26 protein-coding genes are annotated in these 25,456 nt (G+C 65.0%); 12 read left to right on the top strand and 14 right to left on the bottom strand.

The features are described from left to right. Nucleotides 1–119 precede the first annotated feature (119 nt). Nucleotides 120–1,163 (bottom strand): ABC transporter permease, encoded by a 1,044-nt coding sequence (locus tag JOF56_RS18235; protein WP_209639433.1) that lies wholly within the window; start codon nt 1,161–1,163, stop codon nt 120–122. Then, nucleotides 1,160–2,074, bottom strand: coding sequence for an ABC transporter ATP-binding protein (locus JOF56_RS18230; RefSeq protein WP_209639430.1), 915 nt, complete (start codon nt 2,072–2,074; stop codon nt 1,160–1,162). The genes JOF56_RS18235 and JOF56_RS18230 overlap by 4 nt, the downstream gene beginning before the upstream one ends. Before the next feature lie 392 nt (nt 2,075–2,466). Here JOF56_RS18230 and JOF56_RS18225 point away from each other — a divergent pair, with 392 nt between their 5' ends. Genes JOF56_RS18225 through JOF56_RS18205 form a run of 5 tightly spaced genes read left to right on the top strand, consistent with a single transcriptional unit; the run spans nt 2,467 to nt 7,273 of the window. Next, a complete protein-coding gene (locus JOF56_RS18225) occupies nt 2,467–3,450 on the top strand; it encodes a LacI family DNA-binding transcriptional regulator (RefSeq protein WP_209648320.1) in 984 nt (327 codons plus the stop codon). Further along, nucleotides 3,447–4,481, top strand: coding sequence for a class I mannose-6-phosphate isomerase (locus JOF56_RS18220; protein ID WP_209639427.1), 1,035 nt, complete (start codon nt 3,447–3,449; stop codon nt 4,479–4,481). The genes JOF56_RS18225 and JOF56_RS18220 overlap by 4 nt, the downstream gene beginning before the upstream one ends. Next, nucleotides 4,478–5,239, top strand: a complete 762-nt coding sequence (locus tag JOF56_RS18215) for an ATP-binding cassette domain-containing protein (protein WP_307855147.1) — start codon at nt 4,478–4,480, stop codon at nt 5,237–5,239. Before JOF56_RS18220 ends, JOF56_RS18215 begins: the two co-directional genes overlap by 4 nt. Then, nucleotides 5,236–6,267 carry an ABC transporter permease gene (locus JOF56_RS18210; protein ID WP_209639421.1) on the top strand — a complete coding sequence of 344 codons (1,032 nt, stop codon included), beginning with the start codon at nt 5,236–5,238 and terminating at the stop codon, nt 6,265–6,267. Before JOF56_RS18215 ends, JOF56_RS18210 begins: the two co-directional genes overlap by 4 nt. Before the next feature lie 13 nt (nt 6,268–6,280). Continuing rightward, a complete protein-coding gene (locus JOF56_RS18205) occupies nt 6,281–7,273 on the top strand; it encodes an ABC transporter substrate-binding protein (protein ID WP_209639419.1) in 993 nt (330 codons plus the stop codon). Between the two features lie 208 nt (nt 7,274–7,481). Here the strand turns inward: JOF56_RS18205 and JOF56_RS18200 are convergent, their stop codons facing one another. After that, nucleotides 7,482–9,287: a trypsin-like serine protease gene (locus JOF56_RS18200; RefSeq protein WP_209639416.1), complete on the bottom strand. Its 1,806-nt coding sequence runs from the start codon at nt 9,285–9,287 to the stop codon at nt 7,482–7,484. Between the two features lie 558 nt (nt 9,288–9,845). On the opposite strand from JOF56_RS18200, the gene JOF56_RS18195 reads away from it, so the two are divergent. After that, nucleotides 9,846–10,319 carry a hypothetical protein gene (locus JOF56_RS18195; RefSeq protein WP_209639412.1) on the top strand — a complete coding sequence of 158 codons (474 nt, stop codon included), beginning with the start codon at nt 9,846–9,848 and terminating at the stop codon, nt 10,317–10,319. Here the strand turns inward: JOF56_RS18195 and JOF56_RS18190 are convergent. From JOF56_RS18190 to JOF56_RS18180, 3 genes are read right to left on the bottom strand one after another with little or no spacing between them, the layout of a single operon-like run. Further along, nucleotides 10,264–10,671, bottom strand: coding sequence for an Imm7 family immunity protein (locus JOF56_RS18190; protein ID WP_209639409.1), 408 nt, complete (start codon nt 10,669–10,671; stop codon nt 10,264–10,266). The genes JOF56_RS18195 and JOF56_RS18190 overlap by 56 nt on opposite strands. A gap of 7 nt (nt 10,672–10,678) precedes the next feature. Next, nucleotides 10,679–13,219, bottom strand: a complete 2,541-nt coding sequence (locus JOF56_RS18185; RefSeq protein WP_209639406.1) for a restriction endonuclease fold toxin — start codon at nt 13,217–13,219, stop codon at nt 10,679–10,681. Next, on the bottom strand, nt 13,186–14,142 hold the full coding sequence (locus JOF56_RS18180) for an ALF repeat-containing protein (RefSeq protein WP_209639403.1): 957 nt from the start codon (nt 14,140–14,142) through the stop codon (nt 13,186–13,188). The genes JOF56_RS18185 and JOF56_RS18180 overlap by 34 nt, the downstream gene beginning before the upstream one ends. A gap of 239 nt (nt 14,143–14,381) precedes the next feature. On the opposite strand from JOF56_RS18180, the gene JOF56_RS18175 reads away from it, so the two are divergent. The 4 genes from JOF56_RS18175 to JOF56_RS18160 all read left to right on the top strand — a co-directional run bounded on the left by JOF56_RS18175 (nt 14,382) and on the right by JOF56_RS18160 (nt 17,551). Beyond that, complete coding sequence (locus JOF56_RS18175; RefSeq protein ID WP_209639400.1) at nt 14,382–14,795, top strand: hypothetical protein; 414 nt, start codon at nt 14,382–14,384, stop codon at nt 14,793–14,795. 87 nt (nt 14,796–14,882) lie between these two features. Beyond that, entirely contained in the window at nt 14,883–15,650 is a 768-nt protein-coding gene (locus JOF56_RS18170; RefSeq protein WP_209639398.1) for an ABC transporter ATP-binding protein, read from the top strand. Nucleotides 15,651–15,704: 54 nt separating this feature from the next. Next, complete coding sequence (locus tag JOF56_RS18165) at nt 15,705–16,919, top strand: sensor histidine kinase (protein WP_209639395.1); 1,215 nt, start codon at nt 15,705–15,707, stop codon at nt 16,917–16,919. Next, on the top strand, nt 16,907–17,551 hold the full coding sequence (locus JOF56_RS18160) for a response regulator (RefSeq protein ID WP_209639392.1): 645 nt from the start codon (nt 16,907–16,909) through the stop codon (nt 17,549–17,551). The genes JOF56_RS18165 and JOF56_RS18160 overlap by 13 nt, the downstream gene beginning before the upstream one ends. On the opposite strand, the gene JOF56_RS18155 is transcribed toward JOF56_RS18160, so the two are convergent. The 7 genes from JOF56_RS18155 to JOF56_RS18125 all read right to left on the bottom strand — a co-directional run bounded on the left by JOF56_RS18155 (nt 17,541) and on the right by JOF56_RS18125 (nt 22,955). Next, nucleotides 17,541–17,732, bottom strand: coding sequence for a DUF397 domain-containing protein (locus tag JOF56_RS18155; RefSeq protein ID WP_209639388.1), 192 nt, complete (start codon nt 17,730–17,732; stop codon nt 17,541–17,543). The genes JOF56_RS18160 and JOF56_RS18155 overlap by 11 nt on opposite strands. After that, on the bottom strand, nt 17,686–18,585 hold the full coding sequence (locus JOF56_RS18150) for a helix-turn-helix domain-containing protein (RefSeq protein WP_209639385.1): 900 nt from the start codon (nt 18,583–18,585) through the stop codon (nt 17,686–17,688). Before JOF56_RS18150 ends, JOF56_RS18155 begins: the two co-directional genes overlap by 47 nt. A gap of 72 nt (nt 18,586–18,657) precedes the next feature. Further along, nucleotides 18,658–19,437, bottom strand: a complete 780-nt coding sequence (locus JOF56_RS18145; protein WP_209639383.1) for a hypothetical protein — start codon at nt 19,435–19,437, stop codon at nt 18,658–18,660. 53 nt (nt 19,438–19,490) lie between these two features. After that, nucleotides 19,491–19,751 (bottom strand): hypothetical protein, encoded by a 261-nt coding sequence (locus tag JOF56_RS18140; protein ID WP_209639380.1) that lies wholly within the window; start codon nt 19,749–19,751, stop codon nt 19,491–19,493. A gap of 196 nt (nt 19,752–19,947) precedes the next feature. Beyond that, nucleotides 19,948–20,781, bottom strand: a complete 834-nt coding sequence (locus JOF56_RS18135) for an LLM class F420-dependent oxidoreductase (protein ID WP_209639377.1) — start codon at nt 20,779–20,781, stop codon at nt 19,948–19,950. A 40-nt stretch (nt 20,782–20,821) separates the two neighbouring features. After that, nucleotides 20,822–21,784, bottom strand: coding sequence for a methylmalonyl Co-A mutase-associated GTPase MeaB (gene meaB / locus JOF56_RS18130; RefSeq protein ID WP_209639374.1), 963 nt, complete (start codon nt 21,782–21,784; stop codon nt 20,822–20,824). Beyond that, complete coding sequence (locus tag JOF56_RS18125) at nt 21,771–22,955, bottom strand: acetyl-CoA C-acetyltransferase (protein ID WP_209639371.1); 1,185 nt, start codon at nt 22,953–22,955, stop codon at nt 21,771–21,773. Before JOF56_RS18125 ends, meaB begins: the two co-directional genes overlap by 14 nt. A 142-nt stretch (nt 22,956–23,097) precedes the next feature. On the opposite strand from JOF56_RS18125, the gene mce reads away from it, so the two are divergent. Further along, a complete protein-coding gene (mce, locus tag JOF56_RS18120) occupies nt 23,098–23,544 on the top strand; it encodes a methylmalonyl-CoA epimerase (protein ID WP_245378295.1) in 447 nt (148 codons plus the stop codon). 97 nt (nt 23,545–23,641) lie between these two features. After that, entirely contained in the window at nt 23,642–24,973 is a 1,332-nt protein-coding gene (gene ccrA / locus JOF56_RS18115; protein ID WP_209639365.1) for a crotonyl-CoA carboxylase/reductase, read from the top strand. A 93-nt stretch (nt 24,974–25,066) separates the two neighbouring features. Here the strand turns inward: ccrA and JOF56_RS18110 are convergent, their stop codons facing one another. Next, nucleotides 25,067–25,435: a hypothetical protein gene (locus JOF56_RS18110; RefSeq protein ID WP_209639362.1), complete on the bottom strand. Its 369-nt coding sequence runs from the start codon at nt 25,433–25,435 to the stop codon at nt 25,067–25,069. Nucleotides 25,436–25,456 lie beyond the last annotated feature (21 nt).

Raw genomic sequence — 25,456 nt, 5'->3', positions numbered from 1 at the left:
TCCCTTGTCGTTTCGTCGGTACGCCTCGTTGACGAAATGACTCGGCAGGATGTGACCGGACTGGATTGTGACGTGCGTCTCCCTGCCAAAGCAGCCGCAGGGAGACGACGTCCAGGCGTCTAGCTGTCCCAGCGGAACAGCCGCGTCGCGATGAACCCGATCACCAGGGTGAACGCCAGCAGGATTCCGCACGGCAGCAGCAGGGCTTCCACACCCTTGCCGCGAACCAGGAAGTCCTGCATGCCGTCGTTCATGTGCCGCAACGGGAAGATCTCCGAGACGGTCTGCAGCCAGCCCGGCGCCCGGTCGATCGGGAAGAACGTGCCGGACAGGAAGGCCATCGGCAGGATCACGATCTGCGCCGCGCCGTTGGCCGCTTCCTCGGTCTTGGCGAACGAGCCGATCAGCAGGCCGATGGCGAAGAACGCGAGCATGCCGAACAGGAAGACCGGAATCGACAACGCCCACGTGCCCGACAGCTTCAGCCCGAACAGAGGCAGCGTGGCGATCCCGATGAACAGGACGGCCTGCACGACCGCGACGCCCAGCGTCACGCTGATGCGTGAACCGAGCACGGTCAACGGCGACACCGGCGCCAGCCAGAGGCGTCGCAACACCTGCTTCTTGCGCCAGGCCACGAACGTCAGCGCCGAGCCGAAGACGCCGGCCGAGGCCACCGCCCAGGACAGGATTCCCGGTGTCAGGTACTGGATCGCGTTGAGCGAGTTGTCCTCGACCTGACTGGCCTGGAACTGGAATCTGGGCTGCTGCCCGGTCGCGGCGATGTTGGACTTGTCGACCACACTGGACACCAGGCCCTGCACGATCCCGGCCTGGGTCTGGTCGCTGACGGCGAACCGCAGCTGGACGTCGTTGCCGTTCTCGATCACGACGCCAGGCAGGTCACCGTCCTTGACCTTGGCGATCCCGGCGTCGGCGGTGTCGAACTTCGTGACCTCGACGACCGGCAGCTGCTGCAGCGCCTGGACGACCGGGCCGTCACCGGCCAGCCCGATCTTGATCTTGTCCGTGCCCGCGTCCCGGAACAGCAGGCCGAACACGACCAGGAACATCAACGGGAACAGGAAAGTGAAGAACAGCGCGGCCTTGTCGCGCGTGAATGTCTTGATACCCGCTCCTGACAGGCTTTTGAACGCGCTCACGCCCGGTACTCCCGTCCGGTCAGGTCAAGGAAAACGTCTTCGAGGGTGGCGGTCCGCACCTGCAGTCCGTCCAAAGTGCCACGCTCGGCCAGCGCACCGAGAACCGGCGCGGGCTTGCGGGTGATGATCGTCAGGACCACGCCGTCGTCTGTCACCTCGTCGACGCCGACGAACTCACGGACCTCGTCGGCAGGCAGAACACCGTGCTCCAGCAGGATGTGCGCGGGCGCGTCGAGTCCACGCACCAGCGCTGCGGGCGTGTCCATCGCAAGAATGGTGCCTTTGTCCATGATCGCGACGCGGTCGCAGAGAATCTCCGCTTCGTCGAGATAGTGCGTGGTGTACACGATTGTCTTGCCGCGTGCCTTGATCTCCCGCAGCACGTCCCAGAGATTGCGGCGGGCCTGCGGATCCAGGGCCGCGGTCGGCTCGTCGAGGAACACGATGTCGGGATCGTGCACCAACGCGCACGCGATCGACAGCCGCTGACGCTGCCCGCCGGACAGCTTGTCCTCGCGTGTGTTGGCCTTGTCGCTCAGGCCCACAATCTCAAGCATGTCGTCGATGCTCTTCGTGCCGACGCCGTACAGCGACGCGAATGTCTCCAGCTGTTCACGTGCGGTCAGCTTGTCGAAAAATGCCGACGCCTGGAGCTGGACGCCGATTCTCGGCAGCAGTTTCACCTTGCGTGGCCAAGGGTTCTCACCCAGTAGCGTGACCGTGCCCGAATCGGGCTCCCGCAATCCCTCGATGATCTCCAAAGTAGTCGTCTTACCGGCGCCGTTCGGCCCCAGAATGCCGAAGAACTCCCCCTCGGCCACGGTGAACGACACACCGGCGACCGCCTGCAAGTCCCCATAACTCTTGCGTATGTCGGAGACGACGATCGCATCTCCCCCAGCTGCACTCATGCGGGAAAGATATCCCGCGCGCCACCGGAAAACAGCGACGCACGGGCCATTCGATACAAATATCAGTCTTTCGATTACCCCATTCGGCCTATTCCGCTGACGAGGCGAACACGTGCTGCGACCCGCCGGGCACTCTCGTCGTGCGAGCAGGGCGAAGCCGGCCATCCCACCCCGCGTTCCACAAAGGACTCGGTTGGCCAGGTCCCGGCCGGCCGAAAAGTCACGCCCGCGATGCCCGTACCCGGCCAAGATCGTCGCGAATCGGATCGCACAGGGCGTGACCGGCGACTCCAGTCGTTGTACCGTTGACACGCGCCGGAAGCGCAGTGATACTCAGCGCCACCATGACAACGTTGTCGGAACCAGGGACACGCAAGGTCCGCCGGGCGACCATGAGTGACGTCGCGCGGCTCGCCGGTGTGAGCATCAAAACTGTCTCCAGGGTGGTCAACGACGAGCCCGGTGTCCACCCGGACACGGCGGAACGTGTGTTGGCCGCGATCGAACAACTCGGCTTCCGCCGCAATCTGGGCGCCCGCAACCTGCGCCGCGGGATGTCCACCGGGACCATCGGCCTGGTCCTGGAGGATGTCGGAAACCCCTTCTACTCAACGCTGACACGCGCGGTCGAAGAGGTCGCCAGGACCTACGGCAGGCAGGTGCTCACCGGCTCCTCCGCCGAGGACCCGGCCAGGGAACGTGAGCTCGCGCTGGAGTTCTGCTCACGCCGGGTGGACGGCCTGATCGTTGTGCCCGCCGGGATGCAGCACGGCTACCTCGTGCCCGAGATGCGCGCCGGAACGCCAGTGGTGTTCGTCGACCGGCCGGCCGGTGATGTCGTGGCCGACACCGTGCTCGTCGACAACCTTGGCGGGACCGCGATGATGGTCAACCATCTCGCCGGATACGGGCACTCCCGGATCGGATTCCTCGGTGACGCACCGGATATCTTCACCGCGAGTGAGCGGCTGCGCGGTTTCCGGGAAGGGTGCGCGAGGGCCGGTATCCGTTACGACGAGAGCCTCGTCGTGATGGGGCCGCACAGCGACGCGGGGGTGGCAGTCGCCGTCCGCCGCCTGCTGGCGGGTGTCTCGCCCGCGACCGCGTTGATCACTGGCAACAACCGGATCACCATCATGGTCCTGCGCGCGTTGAGCACGTTGAACACGCGCCCCGCGCTGGCCGGGTTCGACGACTTCGAACTGGCCGATCTCCTGAGTCCGCCGGTCACCGTCCTCGCGCACGACATCGCCGCGATGGGCCGCGCCGCCGCCGAGTTGTTGTTCGCCCGGATGGAGGGCGATACGTCACCGCCGCGCAGGCTAGTGCTGCCGGCCGACATCATCCCTCGGGGATCGGGAGAGGTAAGCCCTTGAACAGCGCAGACGCCGCCACAGGTCGTGGTCCCGTGTGGTTGCCGGCCAACCAGCCCACCCAATTCTACGCCGGCGGCGGCGCGATCGAGGCACTCAGGGGCACCGGCAAGGCGCGGACCGAGTTCGGTCCCGAGGACTGGGTCGCCTCGACAACCCCGAGGTACGGCAAGCAAACCGACGGCATGACCAAGCTCGCGGACGGTCAGTGGCTGCGCGACGCCGTCCGTGCGCACCCGGAGAACTGGCTGGGCAGAGCACATTCCGACAGATTCGGGGCGGACCCGGCCGTACTGGTGAAACTGCTCGACGCGGGCCAGCGATTGCCGGTGCACTGCCACCCGTCGGACGCGTTCGCCCAGGCACACATGGGTTCGCACTTCGGCAAGACCGAAGCGTGGATCATCGTCGGCACGCCGGGCGAAGGCGGTTCTGTCCACATCGGATTCCAGGAGGACCTGTCGAGCACGACGGTCGCCGACTGGGTGGCCGAGCAGGACACCGCGGCAATGCTCTCCGCGCTGAACCCGGTCACCGTCCGGCCCGGCGACACGGTCTTCGTGCCCGCAGGCCTGCCGCATGCCATCGGCGCGGGCGTGTTCATCGTCGAACTGCAGCAGCCCACCGATCTCTCGGTTACGTTGGAATGGAAGGACTTCCTGGACTCCGAGGCGGGCGGTCACCTTGGCTTCGGCTACGACGTCGTCCTGGACTGCGTGGACCGGTCCGGCTGGGACGCCGACCGGCTCCGCTCGATCGTCCGGCACGCCGAGGACGCGTCGCCGGTGACCGATCTGCTCGGCCCGGACGCGGCCGGTTTCTTCCGGGCACAACGAATCCGCGGCGGCGCCACACTGGACGCGTCGTTCTCGATCCTTGTCGCGCTCGAGGGTTCGGGAACCCTGCGCACCGAGCATGGTGAAGTGGCGGTGAACAAGGGCGATACATACGTGTTCCCGTACGCAGCCGGGCCGTCTGCCGTGGACGGTGATCTCGTCGCGATTCGATGCCTGCCACCGGAGGTTTCGCAGTGACACCCGTGTTACAGGCCCAGAACATAGTCAAGCACTACGGTTCCGTTGAGGCACTGCGAGGCGCCTCGTTCGAAGTCGCCGCCGGTGAGGTGGTCGCCCTGATCGGCGACAACGGCGCCGGGAAGTCCACATTGGTCAAATGCCTGTCCGGGGTGGAGATCCCGGACTCCGGCACTGTGCTGATCGACGGGAACCCGGTCACGCTCGACTCGCCGGTGACCGCACGACGGCTGGGCATCGAGACCGTCTACCAGGATCTCGCGGTCGCGCCCGAGCTCGACCCGGCCGCGAACCTGTTCCTGGGCCGAGAGATCAAGCGCAAAGGCCTGCTGGGCAAGCTCGGCGTGCTCGACAAGCCGGAAATGCGCAGGCAGGCCGCTGAGGAGTTCAGCCGGCTCGGCGTGACGCTGCAGAGCATCGATGTTCCGATCGGCTCCTTGTCCGGTGGTCAGCGTCAAAGCGTCGCCGTCGCGCGGTCGGTCGTATGGGCGAGCAAGGTCGTCTTCATGGACGAGCCGACTGCCGCACTCGGTGTGGTGCAACGGGAAAAGGTGCTCGACGTGATCCGGCGGGTCCGGGACGAAGGCATGGCGGTCGTGCTGATCAGCCACAACATGCCCGAGGTGCTCTCGGTGTCCGACCGGGTGGAGGTACTGCGGCTGGGCCGCCGCGTGGCCCGGTTCAGTGCGGCCGGCGCGACGCTGGAGGACCTGGTGGGCGCGATGACCGGCGCACTGACCCAGGAGGACGCCGCATGACGACCACATTGGACACACCGCCGACGGTCGAGCGGCGCTCCTTCAGCGCGCGGCTGTTGTCGGCCAACACGTTCTGGATCGCTTTGGTGCTGCTGGCGCTGGTCGTGGTGTTCAGCGTGCTCGCGCCGGACTCGTTCCTGACGTTCTTCAACTTCCAGCAGCTGTTCATCGAGACCTCGGTACTGCTGGTGATCGCGGTCGGGATGACGTTCGTGATCATCACCGGCGGCATCGACCTGTCGGTCGGCTCGGTGCTGATCTTCGCAGGGATGATCTCGGCGAAGACCATGGAGTGGATGAGCCCAGGTCAGGACGCCAGCAACGCGGGCTGGGGCGTGATCCTCGTCGGCCTGGTCGTGGCGATCGCCGGTGGCGCGCTGTGGGGCCTGGTCAATGGCCTGCTGGTGGCGCGGGCGAACATCCCGCCGTTGATCGTCACGCTGGGGACGCTCGGCGCCGCGCTCGGTGTGGCGTCACTGCTCAACGACGGCACGAACGTCCGCACGGTTCCGTTGGAACTGCGCGACAGTCTCGGTTTCGGGACGCTGGAAGGCAATATCCCCAACCTGGTCGTGGTGGCCGTGGTGATCACCGTGATCTTCGGATTCGTGTTGCACACCACCAGGTTCGGCCGTTACACCTTCGCCATCGGTTCGAACGCCGAAGCCGCCCGGCGCGCGGGCATCGGCGTGACCCGGCATCTGACCAACGTCTATCTGCTGACCGGGTTCCTGGCCGGGATCGCGGGTTTCATGTCGCTGGCCTACTTCCAGTCGACCACGATCTCCGGGCACACCACCGACAACCTCAACGCGATCGCCGGCGTGGTGATGGGCGGCACGAGCCTGTTCGGCGGGATCGGCACGATTCTGGGCACCGTGATCGGCGTCTTCATCCCCGCGGTGCTGCAGAAGGGCTTCAACATCATCGGCGTGCAGCCGTACTGGCAGATGATCGCGGTAGGGGCGGTCCTTGTCGCCGCAGTGTGGTTCGACCAGCAACGCAGGCGGGCCAACAACAAACGATAGTAGGAGGTTCGTAGTGTCAACGAGGACGCTCACTCTGGTGCTCGCCACAGGCGCGTTACTGGCCGGTTGCGGCGGTCAGATCGGCCAGAACAACGCACCGGCCCAGTCCGGCAGCGGCACGGCGCCGTCCAACAAGAACCTCGAACTGGTCGTCGGCGTGAAGAACGAGCCGTTCTACACCTCCATGCAATGCGGCGCCGAGGCAGCGGCCAAACAGGCCGGTTACACGTTGAACACCCAGGCCCCGGACGAGTTCGACCCGACCATGCAGGGCCCGATCGTGACGGCGCTCGGCGCCAAGAAGCCTGCCGCGCTGCTGATCGCGCCCACGGACGACAAGACCATGGCGCCCCAGATGAAGCAGATCAAGGACATGGGCGTGAAGATCATCGAAGTCGACACCGCCCTGCAGGACACCTCGGTCGCGGCCTCCTCGATCTCCTCGGACAACACCCAGGGCGGCCAGCTCGCAGCCCAGACCATGGCCAAACTGAACAACGGCAAGACCGGCTCGGTACTCGTGCTGGACACCAAGCCCGGCACATCGACCACAGCCGCCCGCGCCAAGGGCTTCGAGGAAGAACTGAAGAAGGTGGCGCCGAACCTGAAGTCGATCGGCATCCAGTTCACCGACAACGAGCCCGCCGTGGCCGCCCAGAAGGTCACCGCGGCCGTCTCCAGCACCCCCGACCTGATCGGCGTCTTCGCCACCAACCTCAACAGCGGCGAGGGCGCCGCCACCGGCCTGCGCAGCGCAGGCAAGGTCGGCCAGGTCCAGCTGATCGGCTTCGACGCAAGCCCTTCCGAGGTGGAGGGCCTCCGCAGCGGCGCCTTCCAGGCCCTCATCGCCCAGGACCCGGCCACCATCGGCAAAGCCGGCGTCGAACAGGCAGTCGCCGCCATCGAAGGCAAACCCACCCAGCGCAACATCTCCGCCCCGCTCATCGCCCTGACCAAACAGGACATGGACACAAAGTCGGAGTTCTTCTACAAGACCAAGTGCTGAGGATCTCTCTCCAGCAGGGGGTGCGCCCGAGCCGGGTGCACCCCCTGCTTATTTTTGGCACGCCGAAACACCCACAATGCCAGCAGCTCATCGGACATAACATCGGGACCGGTGTACCACCCTGGCCGCCGCTCGTTGCGCCGGGCGGGCCTGAGCGATCTGCCGGATCAACGCTGGTTACTCGCATGTCTCTTGAAGGACATCGGGTTCAGGGGATCAGCCGTGGTACCGGAACTTCTGAGTTCGGAGCGAACAAGTGGTGCCAGATCCGCCCCGGGTCTGCGAACTCGGACCCGTTCGACGGCGCCACATAGACGTCGCCTTCGGTACCGCGTACAAACACGACGATGTCGTCCTTTCCGTCACCGTCGAAGTCACCGACACCAGGGATCTCGTCGTCGATCGCGAAGTAGTTGTGCCACAACGGCGCGAACGGGGTGTCACCGAACTTGGACCCAGTCGACAGCGCCACATAGACGTCGCCACGCTGTGCATTGCCAGCCTGGCCCCGGAAGAAGGTGACGATGTCGTCCCTTCCGTCGCCGTTGACGTCGCCGACAGCCGGGAACTCGGCGTTGAACGCGAAGTTCTCGTGCCACTTCTCGGACGTCATGAACGCGCTGCCGGTCGACAGTGCCACGTAGACATCACCGCTGGAGCCCTGGGTGAACACCACGATGTCGTCCTTGCCATCACCGTTGACGTCACCGACCGCGGGAACTTCCGAGCGGAAGGCAAAGTCTCCGTGCCACAACGTCGTGGGCTGGAAGCCTGTACCGGCGGACAACGACACCCAGGCGTCACCAGTGTCGCCACGGGTGAACGCGACGATATCCGCCTTGCCGTCGCCGTTGAAATCACCGGACAGCGGGAGTTGTCCTGGTTCCGCGAAGAAGTCGTGCCATATCTGGTTGTCCTCTATGAAGTTCTGGCCGGTCGAGCGGGAGACATATACGTCCGAGCTGCTGCCTTGCACGAAGGTGGCGACATCTTCCTTGCGATCACCGTTGAAGTCGGACTGCAGGGCACCGGTCGTCTTCGCGGACACCACCGGTGAGACGGGGCCGTCCAAGCCGGTGGCGGGATCGACCATGACGACCTTGTAGTACCAGGTCTGCTTCGGTTTGAGGCCCTGGTGTGTGAAAGCGGTCAACCGGCCGGGACCAGCCAGCAGTGTCTGCTGCCCGATCGGCACCGCCGGGTCGGTCGATCCGTGGAGTTTCAGGTTGGGGACGAGTCCCGAGACAGTCGGCACCTTCCAGCTCGCGGTGATCGACTTCGCCTGCGGGACGGCAACCGGGTCGAATTGGTTGGTCTGGATCCAGCTGACGATGTCGTCGAGCCGGGTGGCCACACCGCCGCGACGGGTCTCCGTCTCGCCGAGACAGCCGCCCTGCCACGACGTGCTCGTGATGCCGATCAGCTGGAAAGTCCCGTTGTTCTCACGGAAGACCGGGCCGCCGCCATCGCCCCGGCAGATCGACGGCTGCCCAGTAGCCGCACTGTCGACCGCGAACGTAGTGGGAGTCACGTTCTGCACCGTGAATGTCCCGGCGTGCAGCCGATCCGGCAGCCATTCGGTGTTGGTGCGGCCGTAGCCCGCGATCCTCAGTACGTCATTGGTCGCCGCGGGTGAGGAGCCGAACTGCAGCGTGGGGACGTTCACCGGTCGCGCCAGCTTGGCCAACGCGAGGTCTCGGTCGCCGCGGGGGATCACGTGCACGACGTCGACGACCTCGCCGGCTGACGACGACAGCCTGGTTTTGCCGATAGTGGCCTTCGTCGCGTGCGCGGGCGCGCCTGGAGCGGTGTTCTCCACGAAACATTGTTTCGCCGTAAGCAGCCAGTCCTGCGAGATCAACGCACCCGAACAGTTACGGACACTGTTGCCGACCTCGATCTTGGCCGTGAACCGGTAATTGCCGTCGGCGACCTCGTCGCCGACGAGCGCCTGCGCGGAGCTCGCACCCAGCACGATCGCCGCCGTCGCCGCCACCAGACTGGCGACGCGCACATTTCCACCCCGCACCGGGCACACTCCCCTATTTGTTGTCATGGCTGCACGCGCCTGGACCGAAGCGGTCACACGCTTCCAGAAGTCGGAATGTGTCCCCCCGAATCAGCCAGAACGATGCAGACCCTACCGCTGCCCTCACGAAAAAGGAGCGGCCAAACGGTGTTTATACAGCTCCAAACGGGACAGGCGAACGGCCGACATACACTGCACCGTTCAGTGGATCACTACCATGTACAGCATCACCGATAGCCACCCGAGAGCTGCCTTGACCGGCTTGTCCACCTCGACCGAACGACGCGAACGTCTCCCTGTCGAGCGGCTCACAACTGCAGGCTGCGGCGCTGTGGCACGACTGGTTCGCCCCGTTCACAGAAATACCCCAACCACGATTCGCCCCGTTGACGTGAATCAGATAGGGATTGGCGGAGGTTCACTCGATACGGCTGCGATTGCAGGTACCACAGGCACAACCGCCTTACGATTCAGGACTACCGTGCTGCCAGTCAACTGTGCACTGCCATGATGCTTCGCGTGACAGCACCTGGAACACGACGGTTGCTGCTGATCGGGGGCCTGGTTGCGGTTGTCGCGGGAGCCATCGCCGCGCTGCTGCTGTTCAGATCAGGCCCTGATTCGGCGGAATCCCGCGGGCCGATGCCACTCGGCGATCACCAACCCTGCACCGACCAGGTCCTTCTCTATTTCAGGGAGGACGTCGAAATGACGCGTGCCGCTGCCATGCTGGCAAACGACACACAAATCGCGAAGATCTACACCGAGACCACTCAGGAGGCTGACGACCGATTCCGGCGAGTCTTCGACTTCCGGCCGGACATCCTGGAAACGACCCCAAAAGGCCTGATGGGCGCCATCCTCCATGTGGCGCCGGCATCCCAAGTCGGCACGCGCGACCTCGCGGACCGACTACGCAACCAATTCCCGGAAGCGCGGCAGGTCGGACGAGGACAGACCGTCAGATCTCGATGGTCGGGTTCGCCGGCGACAGGAACGGGTCGTCATGTTCGGTGACAACGCCGCGAGCAAGCCTCCTGACCCGGAACGCGTTCCCGCCAGGAGGCTCAGTCATCTCGTCGTCCCGCTCGTACATCAGACCGTACGAACCCGGCAGATGCTCGGCCAGGAACGCCAAAACGTCGTCCACTGTGGCCGCTTCGCCAGGGAAACGACGACGATTCGTGGATCCGTTGATCCACAGGTAGTACTCGCCATTAAGAGCCTGGATCTCAGCAACCGCGTTCAGACTGCCGTCGAACTCAGCTACCACAGTCCTCAGCCCGTCGACGCCGTCCTCCAGCGGCGTGCCATCAAAGGTGTCCTCGACTGTGTCCCGCAGTTGGAACCAGCCATGGAATTGATACATGTCAACCTCACAACGGTCGGACGTCGAGTACATAGCCCACCCCGTACCTCGAGGCGTACTCGTCCAGCTTACGGATGACGCCCGGGTCCGGCGGTCCTTCAAAGTGGAAATACGGTTGTCGTTCGGTACTCATCGCGTATTCGAAAGTGGCCTTTGCCTGGTCACGGAACTTGGGGCCGACAACGAAGCCGGCTGGCTTGGTCTGGGCGATGTAGAGGTCTGAGATGGTATCGAACTCTCGCCGTTTTGGATCTGCCTGGAACGCCACTTGTGCCTCGCCACCGAGCCGCGCCGCCAGCTTTTGGGCCGCCTCGTCAAGCTTGTCACCGGTTTTGACCACCGTGCCGAGCAGATCCCAGGCATGCTCGCCGGCCTTGAGCAGATGTGTGAACTGCCACCCAAGGCCAACGCCCAGGTTAGGACCGGAACCAAAATCCGCCAACGGAATTGTTGGCAGGTTCATCGACTTGAGCGCCTGGCGCAGCACATCGCTGCATTTGCTGTCGCGGTCCCTACAGTACAGCTTGAGCACGATGGCCGCGGCGTCGTCTCGATCCTTGATGCTGTTGAAGTCGAAGAACGGTCCGATGTCGCTCAGAAACTTGTCGAAGGACGCTGCGAACTCGTCGCAGTTGGCGACGCCGACCGCGTGCACCCCGTTGACGAAACACTGACCGTTGAGAACGGCGGCCATGACGCCATTCTCGTACGTACGGACCGAGACGGTGCCGATCGGATCGTCACCAGGAGGGCCGTTCTGGGCCGCCTGACTAGCCGCTTCTTCCCTCTGCTGCAACGCTTGCGCCGCTTTCAGAGCGCCCAGGGCCGCTTCAGCTGTCAGGATGAGATCCTGGCTGGCCTCCCATTTCGCGATACGCGCTCGCTCAGCAGAAGCCGCGGCGTTCGCGGCGTACGCCCGCGCCTGGCCCGCTGAGGCTTCCGCACGAGCGGCCGCCGCTGCCGCTTGGCGTGCTAACTGTTGCGCTGCAGCAGCAGCGTTACGGGCGATTCTCGCCGACTCGGCGGCACTTGCCGCGCTCGCCTGAGCTTGATCGGCGGAGGCCTTGGCTTCGTTGGCGGAGTTCGCTGCCTGGTTCGCCCATTCGAGTGCGTCCTTGGCATGCTCGGCAGCTTCGGTGGCGGCGTTGCGTGCTTCGGCGGCCACCTTCGCGGCCAACGCCGCGTTCTGTTGCGCAGTGTCCACGATCTTCGTCGCCTCGGCGAGGTACTGGCCGACCTCAGCGACGTGTGCCGCGGCGTCTTGGTCACGGCGCCGCGCCTTGTGTTGCTCGACGTCCAGGAACTGCTTCTGGTAAGAGGACGGGCCCAGCATCGCTATCCGGCCGGCGGCCCGGACCTCCGGCCCACCCGCACTCATGATCTGCGTGATCTTGATCCGGTCGTCCTGTTCCGCGGCGATGTACTGCCCGGTGCGCAGGAAGTACTCGCGGTCCACAGCGGACCCTTCCATGGCGCGCCGTCCAGCGGCCTTGAGGGCCGGCCCACCGTCGGACATGATCTGGGTGATTCGCACCCGGTCGTCGATGTCCTTGCCCGGGTAGTCCAGAGTCCGCAGGAATTCCTTGACCGCGGCATGGTTGCTCGCAAGCGCCGCCACAGCGGCCGTTTTCAGCGGCGCGACTGTGGTGGTGGCGGCAATGTGGCTGACCCTGGTCCGGTCGTCCTGTTCGGCACCCAGTGCCAGACCAGAGGTGACGAATCGGCGAACATCCTCGCTGGTGCCAGTCAGCGTCGTCTCCGCAGCCGCCCTGGTCCACTGGGCGCCAGTGTGCAGCATTCGGACCGCCACCCGCCGACCATGGCCCACGACCACCTCGGTGGGCGCACCAGGTGCGGTGGCCTCGGCCAGCAGCCGTCTGGTCTCCTCGTCGCGCCGCGTTTCCTCGGCCTCTTCCCAGGCCTGCGTCGCCTTGCGGTTCTGCTCGGCTTCCTTCGCCAGCTCCGCTTCCTGGACTGCTTTCTCGGTCTGTGTGGCGAGTCGTTCCGCGTCGGCCCTACGGGCTGCTTCCTGAACCTGGTGCGCCTTCTCGGAGGCAACCTCAGCCGCGTCGGCGGCGGCTTTGGCTGCCGCAGCGTGGTTGGCTGTCCCTTGGGCCATCTGATCGGCGTGAGTGGCTTGATCTGCTGCCAGTTTGGCTGCCGTTGCGGCTGCCTCGGCATGCGTGGCAGCGTCCAATGCCGCCTGACGGGACTCGTTCGCCGCTTGTGCCGCTTCGCGAGCGAGCGTCTCGGCCGCATTTGCCGCCTGCGACGCCGTTTGCGCCGCCTTACGGGCCTGTTCAGCAGCCCGACGGGCCTTGGTGGCGTCACCGCCTGCCGCTGCCGCGTGCCCGGCCGCCGCGTCAGCTGCAGCTGCGGCCTGGTCCGCATACGTGGACGCGTTCTTCGCGGCACCGACCGCGGTATTCAGCTGGCTGAAGGCCTCATGCACCGCCGTCCACGACGCGGCCGCGTCCCGGGCAGACTGAGCCGCCTTCTGTGCGTTCTCCGCCGCTACCCGAGCCTCGCCAACCTTGCTCCGGTCCACCACCGCACCGGCAGCCGCGTTGTATGCGCGAGCAGCGGCGTCACGAGCCAATACGGCTGCGGCGGCCGCTCGAGCCGCGAGAGAAGCCGCCGCACGAGCGGCCCGTGTGGCCGTGCTCGACGCTTCGATCGCGATCCGGACAGACTCTGCCGCCCGCTCGGCTGCGCTCGCCGCACGACCTGCGGCATCGCTCGCCTGCCCGCAGAGTCACGTGCGGCAGCAGCCTCGACAGCAGCTTGCTCAGCAGCCTTTTTGGCCAACGCAGTGGCCTGGACGGCCTGCGTCGCGCTCTCCTTAGCCGCCTCGGTCTCCGCAGCCGCCTGGGCGCCGGCCTCCCTGGCCAATGTGACCAGGTGTTGGATGGTCACGACTTCCTGGTCACGCTCCCGGGCGACATACTGACCAACCTCAAGGAACTCGACGTCGTCGGGCGTCCCCTCCAACAGCGCGGTCCGGGCAGCGCGTTGCACGGCCGGACCGCCGTTAGACATGATCTGCACGGCACGGACCCGGTTGTCTTGGTCGCGGGCCGTGTGCTGCCCGGACACAAGAAAGTCGAGTAGGTCGTCGCGGCTGCCATCCAACGCGGCCTGCCCCGCGAGGCGCACACCGCGACCGCCCGCATTCATCACCGCGACAGTCCGGACCCGTTGATCCTGCCAGTACGAGTCCTGCCAGCCGGTCGCCAGGAACTGGTGAATATCCTGAGACGAGCCGGCGAGTGCCTGCTGGGCCAATGCCCGAAGACCACGACCGCCCACACTGAGCATGTAAGCGACCTGGAGCCGTTCGTCATGCTCGCGTGCCGCATGCTGACCGGTGGTCAGGAATGCCCGCACGTCGGCGTCCGACCCGATCAAAGCGGTCTCCGCTGCGGCCACCAGCCCAGGACCGCCGGACTTCAGCAACGCCAACGCTTGCATACGTTCTGGCGCAAGTTGTTCCGTCGGCCACCTGGTGGAACGTACTTCACCACACAATATTTCCGCATATCGCGACAGAACAGCCCTCGGGAAACTTCAAAACTCGACAAGTGGCGGTGGGATGACCGAGTGGGAGTTACGGCAGTTCGAGAAGCGTGGACTGCTCAAGTACCTTGACTTCTACTATGGCGCCTATGGCGGCGGGCCGTTGCCGAATCCCTACAGATAGGTATATCGAAATGTCGGAAGAGAACATCGCGTTGCCGCTCCAGTTCGGGCGGGAGTTCGAGCTGTGGTCCTACGGGGTGTCGCACTGCCTGCTCCTGCTGCGCAGCAAGAGGAACATCGACGACCCCAACTCCACCAGGTTGGATGTGTTGTTTCGCGGTGTGAAGGAGATGAAGGTGCCGCGCTCGCTGAACAACATCTCGATCGACCTCATCCACAAGGGCGATCCGCTGCTGGACAAGCTCGGAGTGGAGCGTGAGCCTGAGTTCTATGTGTTCTCGCTGACCGCAGATGACTACCAAAGCGGCTATGTGGTTGCCTGGAGTGTGTCCTTTGCCGAGGACGACTTGGATTTCGAATATCCGTGCGCGATCGAGGACAGCACCTTCTGGCCACACGTGATCAAGTACGGCCAGTACCAGTAACCGACGCAGGGGTAGGGATAGCCCCACCGCCAACTCGGGGGTTTGAGCCATTCAAATGGGTCTGCCCTGGTCAATAGCGTTGGCGGTATGAGAACTGAGGCGACACTGCAGGCGCCGGTGGGCACTCCCGCGCTCAGGATGAACGGCGTGAGCAAGGTCTACGGCTCCGGGGATGGGGTTGTGCACGCGCTGCGGGATGTGAGCATCGAGTTGAGGCGGGGCACGTTCACCGCGGTGATGGGGCCGTCGGGTTCGGGCAAGAGCACGTTCCTGCACTGTGCGGCCGGGCTTGACAAGCCGACGTCGGGGCAGGTGTGGCTGGGGGACGCCGAGCTGTCGCGGTTGAAGGAGACCCAGCTGACGACGCTGCGGCGGGAGCGGATCGGCTTCGTCTTCCAGGCGTACAACTTGCTCACCACGTTGACTGTGCAGCAGAACATCACGTTGCCGTTGCGGCTGGCGGGTAGGAGGGTGGACAAGGCGCTGCTGGCGGAGGTTGTTCGCGCGGTTGGGCTCAGTGATCGGTTGAATCGGCTGCCGAGTGAGTTGTCGGGTGGTCAGCAGCAGCGTGTGGCGATCGCGCGGGCCTTGGTGACGAGGCCTGACGCGGTGTTCGCCGACGAGCCGACGGGGGCGTTGGACACGCGGACCGCGCGTCAGGTGCTGGAGCTGCTCCGGCACGTCGTCACCGGTATGGGGCAGACGGTTCTGATGGTGACGCATGATCCGGTGGCGGCGTCGTACGCGGACTCGGTTGTTTTCCTGGCGGATGGGCAGTTCGCCGGCGAGATGCACCGGCCGACGCCGGAGCGGATCGCCGAGCGGATGACTCATCTGGGTGACCGCGCGACGTGATTTGGTGTAGCCCGTACCACTGTGCCGGCGGAACTCGGGCGGCAGACTGGGGACATGCTCAAACAGTGGGGGCGAAGCGCCGGGTACATGGCGTTGGCCGGGTTCAGTGCACCGTTCTCGATGGCGTTTTTCCTGCTCATCCTGATGTGCGGGGTGGCGCTGTTCGCGGCCGGGCTGGGGTTTGTGCTGTTCCCGATCGTCATCATGACCATCCGGCTCTGGACGGACATGCACCGCGGCCTTGCCGGCTGGGTCCTGGGGGCGGAGATCCAGCCGGCGTTCCAGCCACTGCGCGGGGGTGTGCTGGCCCGGGTCCGTCAGGTGATCACCGACTCGACCACCTGGCGGGACCTGGCGTGGCTGGTCGTCCACATGTTCCTGGGTTTCGGTCTCGGCATCCTCACGATGATGCTGACCGTCTTCGCGGTGTTCACCACGTGGATGACGGTCTTCTGGTGGACCTTGGCGCCGCAGGACACCGGGCAGATCTTCGACATACGGATCGACAACTGGGCGATGGCGCTGGCGGTCGGGGCACCGATTGCGGTTGGGGCGCTCGGCCTGGCCTGGTTCGGGGTGCCGTTCATCGCTCGTGTGCACGCGATCATGTCGAAGTTGCTGCTGTCGCAGTCGAAGCTGGCCGCACGAGTGGAAGAACTCGCCGAGACCCGGGCCGGTGCGGTCAACGCACATGACGCCGAACTGCGCAGGATCGAGCGCGACCTGCACGACGGCACGCAGGCACGGCTCGTGTCGATCGCGATGCGGCTGGGCGTGGCCGAGAAGTCCCTCGACGACAAAGATCCGGTGTCACACCTGGTCAGGGAGGCGCGGGAGGGCGCCGAACAGGCCATGGGCGAGCTGCGGGACGTGATCAGGACGATGTATCCGCCGATCCTGACCGACCGGGGCCTCGACGGAGCACTGGCAGCTTTGGGGGCGCGCTGCCCGGTGCCAACCGTGGTCGAGACGTCGGATCTGGGCCGGGTTCCCGCGCCGGTCGAGGCCGCCGCGTACTTCGTGGTTGCCGAGGCGTTGACCAACGTCACCAAGCACAGCCATGCCACAGCAGCGGTCGTACGTGTGACACGCGATGAATGTCTGCGAATCACGGTGTCCGACAACGGGTTCGGCGGCGTGAACGAGTCACATGGGACAGGCATTCTCGGGATGCGGCGACGAGTCGCGGCGCTGGACGGTACGTTGGCCGTGGACAGCCCGCCCGGCGGGCCGACTGTGATCTCCGTGGAGGTGCCTTGCGTGTCGTGATCGCGGAGGACAACATCCTGCTCTCCGAAGGCCTCAACCTCTTGCTGCGCTCCGCGGGCATAGAGGTTGTCGCCACAGCAATCGACGGCAAGGCATTCGTCGCGGCAGTCCGCGAACACAAGCCGGATGTGACCATTGTGGACGTCCGGCTGCCACCGAGCTTCCGCGACGAGGGCCTGCGCGCGGCCCTGGAGGTACGGGCCGAAATGCCCGGCCTGCCGGTACTGGTTCTCTCCCAATATGTGGAAGAGACCTACGCGGGCGAACTGTTGGCCGACGGCGCAGGTTCGGTTGGCTACCTGTTGAAGGACAGAGTGAGCAGGGTCGACGAATTCGTGGACGCGTTGCGGAGGGTCGCGGCTGGCGGAACAGTGATGGACCCCGAAGTGGTCGCCCAGCTACTGGTCCGCCGCCGCACCCAGGACCCCGTCGGCACCCTCAGCCCCAGAGAGCGGGAAGTCCTCGGCCTGATGGCAGAAGGCCACGCAAACGGAGACATAGCAACAAAACTGACGGTCACCGAAAGAGCCGTGCACAAACACATCGGCAACATCTTCGCCAAGCTGGACCTACCACCCAGCGACGGCGGCCACCGAAGAGTCCTGGCGGTCCTCGCCTACCTCAACCGCTGAGGCCGCCCAGGAAAGATCGCCAAGCCCCATCGGGGAAGGCAAGCATCCCGGCAGCCGGATTCTTCGAGTCGCGGACTGCAGCAGCCAGCGGTAAACACGCGACCTCAACACAGTCAGCGTTGCCGCCGTCGTCGCTATAGGTGCTCTTCCGCCAGGTCAGTCCGGAGTGGTCCACGTGCATGCCTCACTTGTCGGGGGCCATACAGCTCGGTCGCCAGTCGCTCGATCAGTGCAACCGAATCGGTGGGGCTCAGTGCATGGATTCGCAACTGGTCGAACACAAGTCTACCTTCGCGCACCTTTGGCGCCTCCTCAATGTGGTGGGCTCCGCCGGGGTGCTCGATGTAGAGCAGCTCAGGATCCTCTGGATCTGGGAATCTCAGCAGATTGAACGGCCCATACGGCACCATGTAGCTGCCTTCGTCAAGCGGAATCACCTGAAGAGTCACGGTGGGAAGTGCGGCTGCCTTCACCAAATGCCGCATTTGCTCGCGCATGACCCTCCGGCCGCCCACGACGCGACGAAGCGCGGCCTCGTGCACGACTGCGACCAGTTGCAACGGCCGCTCCTCACTGGTCAACCGGAGCTGCCGGATCCCCCGCACCTTGACATCACAGTCCAGCTCCTCCGGGCTCCGGCTGCGACCAACGTGGAACAGCGCTCTTGTGTATGCCTTGGTTTGCAGGAGACCTGGTATACCAACCAATTGTACCTGGTTGACTTCCTCGGCCTCAGTTTCGACATCGACGTAGCCCTTGTCCTTCACTCCGTAGGCCCTGTACCAGGGAGGTTTGAGGGCGTGCCTGGCTTCGTCGAGGAGGTTTGGGTCGAAACAGTCGTAGATGTCCATCATTGTGCGTACAAGATGTACGTCCGCTTTTGTCTCGCCGGTTTCCACACGATGTAGTGCGCTTTTTGTCCTGTCCAGTCTTGGGGCCGCGTCGGCCAGCGTGAGCTCTGCCCGCTCACGCAGGCGACGGAGTTTGGCGCCCAGCTTCCGGCGCACGAAGATGGGTCGTGCCGGTTCTGTCATGAGAACTCCCCTAATGGTCACCCGGGGTGTTCATTGTGGCATTTGGGACTCACATGACTGGGATTTCCAGTTTCAGCTATCGACGTCGAGTTCGAGAATCGCGCTCGCTACCTCTGATGGGAACAGTGTCGACCAGATGATCTCGCCTGGCGACGGGTCCATCGCCGCAAGCTGAGATGGCTCAGGCTGCCATTCGTCCGGTGCGATGCCGGGAACACAGTCAAGGAGCAGAGCAAAGATCGCAGGGTCGGGGATACCTTCGGCAATGATCGCCAAGTAGGCCTCGTGGCCGTCGTCGACACGGACAAGAGCCTTGATGCGATGGTGCCGGAATTCGGCCACTGCAAGACTTCCCGTTGTGAGAGACATGGCGATAAGGCGGGTCACGATTCGCTTCATCTCGCGTCGCCAGGCAACCGCTTGCTCGGCGGTGAAGCGCTTCCAGTCCCAATCGTCAGGGAGGAGGCGAGCGGTCGAGACAGTCTTGCCGACGGTGCACTCGCGCCTGATCGATTCGTAGAAGTCGCGCTGTGGACTGTCAGCCTGACGGTGTCCGGCCGCGCCGATCCACCACGTGCCGGCACCCCACGGAACTCCGTCCGGCACGTCGTCACCATTCATTTGGGTGACAACGGCTCGCTGATCGCCGGTCTTGACCTTGAACCACACACGGTCGCTCAATGACAAGATCCGTCGGGCTCCGCCGGCGTCCCGCTGTACCGGGACCGCCTGGGCGGCGGCAACGACGGAATTCTCCATCTCTTCGAGAGGTTGGCCAAGGTCTGGCAACGATAGGCCGAGATCGGCAAGGCATCTTTTGGTTGGGCGTACACCGACCGGGACCTGAGTCATGTTCTGAATGCTAGAGAACCCTGCCGTGACAGAATCGACCGCCATGCGCCAAGCTATTTCGGCAGGCCACCGAGGTCGTCAAGTTCGTCAACGCTGAATCCGGTCATCATGGAGATGGCGGCAGCATCAGAGCCATTGAGCTGACCGAGCGCAGCTTTGATCCCAGCATTGATCTCGTCGCGGTGAGCGTCGATGTATTCGCGTACGGCAGCATCGACGATGTCCTTCTTCGAGCGCGACAGGAAATGAGCTGCGTGGGACACGAGTTCATCGGTCGCGATGTCTACCTTGATAGGCGCGGTGGCGGCGGCCATGACCGAACCCTCCTTGGGCGATGCGAGCGACCTTGCCGGGTACCAGAGTACCAGCGACTACCCCAGAAGGGTAGTGAGCGTGCTCCCACCGGTGCCCTGCTTGCAGAAACACACAGGTCACGGCATGAGCCGCCTCAGTCTCGCCGCCGCACACTCAACGTGCCGATCCGATCGTCGTAGCGGCACAACTGGGGTTTCAGCCTCGTTCATAATCGGACACTTTGGCGGCGTACTCGTCGAGCAATTTGAGGGTCTCGTCACGCGGACGAGTCGGCAAGAACAGCGCCACCTGGCCAAAGCCGAGAGCCGCGCAGGCACGCCAGTAGTCCAAGTCCTTCGGCGAGCCGAACATGGCCAGGGGGACATCGCGGCCTGCACCGTCACGCATCTGGGCAACGGTTTTTGTGAGCACCTCTACGGGGAACGGATTCGCGATCCAGCCTGCGTCGTGCTTTATCACTCGACGCACTGTGACGTCGGAGGCGCCGCCGATGTAGATCGGTGGGTGTGGCTGCTGGACTGGCTTCGGGCGGGAGAAAACCGGGTCGAAGTCGACATATTTTCCGTGGTATTCCGCCGGTTCTCCGGTCCAGAGGGCCTTGATTGCCTCAATACGTTCGTCCAGCAGGGCACCGCGCGCGCGAGGGTCGGTGCCGTGGTTACGCATCTCTTCGAGGTTCCAGCCAGCTCCCACTCCGAAGACGAGCCGACCGCCGGAGATCAGGTCGAGAGTCGCGGTCTCTTTCGCCGTGATGATCGGGTCGCGCTGGATCAACAACGTTATGCCCGTGAACAGCTGGATCTTTGTGGTCACGGCGGACGCCGCGGCCAGCGTCACGAACGGGTCCAGGGTCCTGTAGTAGACCGGCGGCAGGTCGCCGCCTCCCGGGTACGGGGTTTCACGACTTGCCGGGATGTGGGTGTGTTCTGGGACCACGAGTGAGACGAACCCGCGTTCTTCGACCGCTCGCGCCAGGTCTGCTGGGCTGATGCTCTCGTCGTTGACGAACGTGGAGATCCCGAACTTCATCCGCCGCCCCAATCTGCCGGTTTCCTCGGTGCGACGACGGTCAGGGCCGGGATATTCCCGCTACCAGCCGATCGGCCGCCGCGTACGGGTCCAACTCCCCCGAGGCTACCCGTTTGGCCAGGTCAGCCAGCACGTCCTCACCGGGCCCCGCGAAACTCGCACGCACGGACTCCAGGGCGATCGCCTCCACCTCGGCGCGGGCCCGGCGGTCACGGCGCTGCTCCAGTTCGCCGTAGGAGGTCAGCCAGTCATGATGCTTGTCCAGCGCGGCGACAACCTCCTCTACACCATCCATTTCGGACGCAATGGTCCGGACAATGGGCTGACGCCAGGAAGTTCCACCAACTCCTCGACGGGCCATGGCGACCATGTTCTTCAGGTCTCGCACGGTCGCCTCGGCGCCGTCACGATCTGCCTTGTTCACCACGAACAAGTCCGCGATCTCGAGAATGCCCGCCTTGGCGGCCTGGATTCCGTCTCCCATTCCCGGCGCCAGCAACACAACCGTCGTATCAGCGAGTGACACGACGTCCACTTCGGACTGTCCAACCCCGACGGTCTCGATCAGCACGACGTCGAACCCGGCCGCGTCGAGCACGCGCAAAGCCTGCGGCGTCGCCCAGGAAAGTCCGCCCAAATGCCCTCGAGTGGCCATCGAGCGAATGAAAACACCGCGATCCGTCGCATGTTCCTGCATACGAATCCGGTCGCCGAGCAAAGCACCGCCGGAAAATGGCGAAGAAGGATCCACGGCAAGCACTCCGACGCGTTTTCCTTGCCGCCGAAGGCTAGTGACCAGCGCGGATGTGGATGTCGATTTGCCGACCCCAGGTGGACCGGTCAGGCCGATTACCCGAGCACGCCCGGAGTAAGGCGCCAGCGCCGCAGCCACGGACCGAAGCTGCGGGCTGGCGTCCTCGACGAGCGAGATCAGCCTGGCGACCGCGCGCGGTTCAGCGTCCCGCGCGCGGCTGACCAGGTCGTCTACATCACTTGGGGACACGAATGATCAGCGCGTCGCCCTGGCCGCCGCCACCGCACAACGCAGCCGCGCCGACACCGCCACCACGGCGCTTGAGCTCCAGCGCAAGGTGCAGCGCCAGCCGCGCGCCGGACATGCCGATCGGGTGGCCCAGCGCGATCGCGCCGCCGTTGACGTTCACCTTGTCCGCGCTGATGCCCAGCTGCTCGATGGACACCAGGCCGACCGCGGCGAAGGCCTCGTTGATCTCCACCAGGTCCAGGTCGGCCGGGTTGAGGTTCTCCTTGGCCAGCGCGGCTTTGATGGCGTTGGACGGCTGCTCGTGCAGCGAGGCGTCCGGACCGGCGACCACGCCGTGCGCACCGATCTCGGCCAGCCAGGTCAGGCCCAGCTCCTCGGCCTTTGCCTTGCTCATCACCACGACCGCGGCCGCGCCGTCGGAGATCGGCGACGCCGAGCCTGCCGTGATCGTGCCGTCGCTGGCGAACGCGGGACGCAGCTTGGCCAGCGTCTCCGGCGTCGTGTCGCCACGGATACCCTCGTCGGAGTCCACGATCAGCGGGTCGCCCTTACGCTGCGGGACCGCCACCGGGACGATTTCCTCCGCGAACAAACCGTTCTTGACCGCCGCGGCGGCCAACTGGTGCGAGCGGGCCGCGAACTCGTCCTGCTGCGCGCGGGTCACGCCGTAGCGCGAGTTGTACTTCTCGGTCGACGCACCCATGGCGACCTGGTCGAAGGCGCAGAACAGACCGTCGTGCGCCATGTGGTCGACCATGGTGACGTCGCCGTACTTGAAGCCGGACCGCGACTTCGGCAGCAGGTGCGGCGCCTGGGTCATCGACTCCTGGCCGCCGGCCACGACGATGTCGAACTCGCCCGCCCGGATCAGCTGGTCGGCCAGCGCGATCGCGTCCAGGCCCGACAGGCAGACCTTGTTGATGGTCAGCGCGGGGACGTTCATCGGGATACCCGCGGCGGAGGCGGCCTGCCGGGCGGGGATCTGGCCCGCGCCCGCGGTCAGCACCTGGCCCATGATCACGTACTGGACCTGCTCCGGAGCGACACCGGCCCGCTCGAGCGCGCCCTTGATGGCGAACCCGCCGAGCTGGGTACCGGAGAAATCCTTGAGCGACCCGAGCAGCCGCCCCATCGGCGTACGTGCTCCAGCGACGATGACGGAACCGGCCACAACTTCCTCCCAATGCAAGCGCTCGTTAACTCTGGACGATACCCACGTCCAACCATCTGCACCGATTCCGTGTAACGGCTTATGTCACGCACACCACAGAAGTCTCGCTCACAAGCCGCCGCGCATGCCTATTCTCAACGGCATGCCGAATGAACCTGCCGCTCGTGCCAGCGCCATCGACCACGTGGGCATCGCGGTGCCCGACCTGGACGAGGCGATCGAGTTCTACCAGGCGAAGTTCGGCCTGGAAGTCGCCGTACTGGAGGTGAACGAGGAGCAGGGCGTGCGGGAGGCGATGCTGCGCGCACCGGGTGACGACGGCACAGGCACCGCGATCCAGCTGCTGGCGCCGTTGAGCCCGGACTCCGCGATCGGCAAGTTCATCGCCCGCAGTGGCCCGGGGCTGCAGCAGCTGGCCTTCCGGGTGAACGACGTCGCCCAGGCGGGCGACGGACTGCGGTCCGCCGGGGTGAAAGTGCTCTACGACGAGCCCCGGCACGGCACCTCGGACAGCAAGGTCAACTTCGTGCACCCGAAATCCGCAGGTGGAGTACTGGTCGAATTGGTAGAACCGGCAGCGGCCGACTAGGTCTCTGAATCGGTCCGGGTGGCGCACCTCTCACATTTGTGGTGATCTCTGATTACTCGTGGGTAACCTCCGGAAATTCGCGACGTTGGAGGAGATCGTGGAAAAGATCCGTGACGCCATTCTTTCGGGTGATCTGGCCGCCGTCGCCGGCCTGGACGTGCCGGATCACTACCGTGCGGTGACAGTGCACGCCGACGAGACCGGGATGTTCGCCGGACTGTCCACTCCGGACAAGGACCCGCGCAAGTCACTGCACGTGGAGGACGTGGCCACGCCGGAGCTGGGGCCGGGTGAGGCACTGGTCGCGGTGATGGCCTCGGCCATCAACTACAACACGGTGTGGACGTCGATCTTCGAGCCGCTGGACACGTTCGGCTTCCTGCGCCGCTACGGCAAGACGTCCGAGCTGGCCAAACGGCACGACTTGCCGTACCACGTCGTGGGTTCCGACCTGGCCGGCGTGGTGCTGCGGACCGGTCCGGGCGTGGGCGCGTGGAAGCCCGGCGACGAGGTCGTCGCGCACTGCCTGTCGGTGGAGCTGGAGCACCCCGACGGCCACAACGACACGATGCTCGACCCTGAGCAGCGGATCTGGGGCTTCGAGACCAACTTCGGCGGCCTGGCCGAGCTCGCGCTGGTCAAGTCCAACCAGCTGATGCCCAAGCCGGCCCACCTGAGCTGGGAGGAGGCCGCCTCCCCCGGCCTGGTCAACTCCACGGCGTACCGCCAGCTGGTGTCCCGCAACGGTGCCGGCATGAAGCAGGGCGACACAGTGTTGATCTGGGGCGCTTCCGGCGGCCTCGGCTCGTACGCCACACAGTTCGCGCTGAACGGTGGCGCGACGCCGGTGTGCGTCGTGTCCAGCCCGCAGAAAGCCGAGATCTGCCGCAAGATGGGCGCCGAGCTGATCATCGACCGGTCGGCAGAGGGCTACGAGTTCTGGTCGGACGAGCACACCCAGAACCCGCGTGAGTGGAAGCGTTTCGGCGCCAAGATCCGCGAGCTGACCGGCGGTGAGGACCCGGACATCGTCTTCGAGCACCCAGGCCGGGAAACCTTTGGTGCCAGCGTGTTCGTGACCCGCAAGGGCGGCACGATCGTCACCTGCGCGTCCACCTCGGGCTTCATGCACTCCTACGACAACCGCTACCTGTGGATGAGCCTCAAGCGGATCGTCGGCTCGCACTTCGCCAACTACCGTGAGGCCGCCGAGGCGAACCGTTTGATCGCCAAGGGAAAGATTCACCCGACCGTGTCGAAGGTGTACCCGCTGGCCGAGACCGGTCAGGCCGCCTACGACGTGCACCGCAACGCCCACCAGGGCAAGGTCGGCGTGCTCTGCCTGGCCCCCGAGGAAGGCCTCGGGGTGCACAACACCGAACTACGCGCCAAGCACATCGACGCGATCAACGCCTTCCGCGGCGCCTGATCCCAGGGCTTTCAGCCCTTTGCCAGGAAAAGCGAAGCCTGGCCGGAGAGTGCTCCGGCCAGGCTTTCCGCGCTGCAGGTTCAAGGTCGAAATCTATGTGGTGACAACAATTCTGTCGACCGCGGGAAGAAAAGCCGGCGGCTCATCCCCGTACCAAGCATATTCGAGCCCGGACAGCGCACCCGACTGAGTCCAGAGAATGATCTCTCCGACGAGTTCGCCGGACTGGTCAACCACCGTGGCCTCCACTGGAGCGACTCCCGACGGGACCGGGGCCACGGGGAAGTCCCCTCGAACCACCAGGTCCACACTCACCGATCCGACCCCCCATTGCGCCACCACCTCGACGTTGTCGAGCTGACAGCGCAGCTCTTCGGAACCGGGGAAATCCGCCGACAGCACATGCCCCATCACTGCCCGCTCCCCGGAATTCAGCGGTCGAGGCTCAACAGGAACGGACATCAGTCACACCACCAGTTCGTC

The sequence above is a fragment of the Kibdelosporangium banguiense genome (assembly GCF_017876405.1).
Classification (GTDB): Bacteria; Actinomycetota; Actinomycetes; order Mycobacteriales; family Pseudonocardiaceae; genus Kibdelosporangium; species Kibdelosporangium banguiense.
This window is presented reverse-complemented; position numbering and strand designations above follow the sequence as displayed.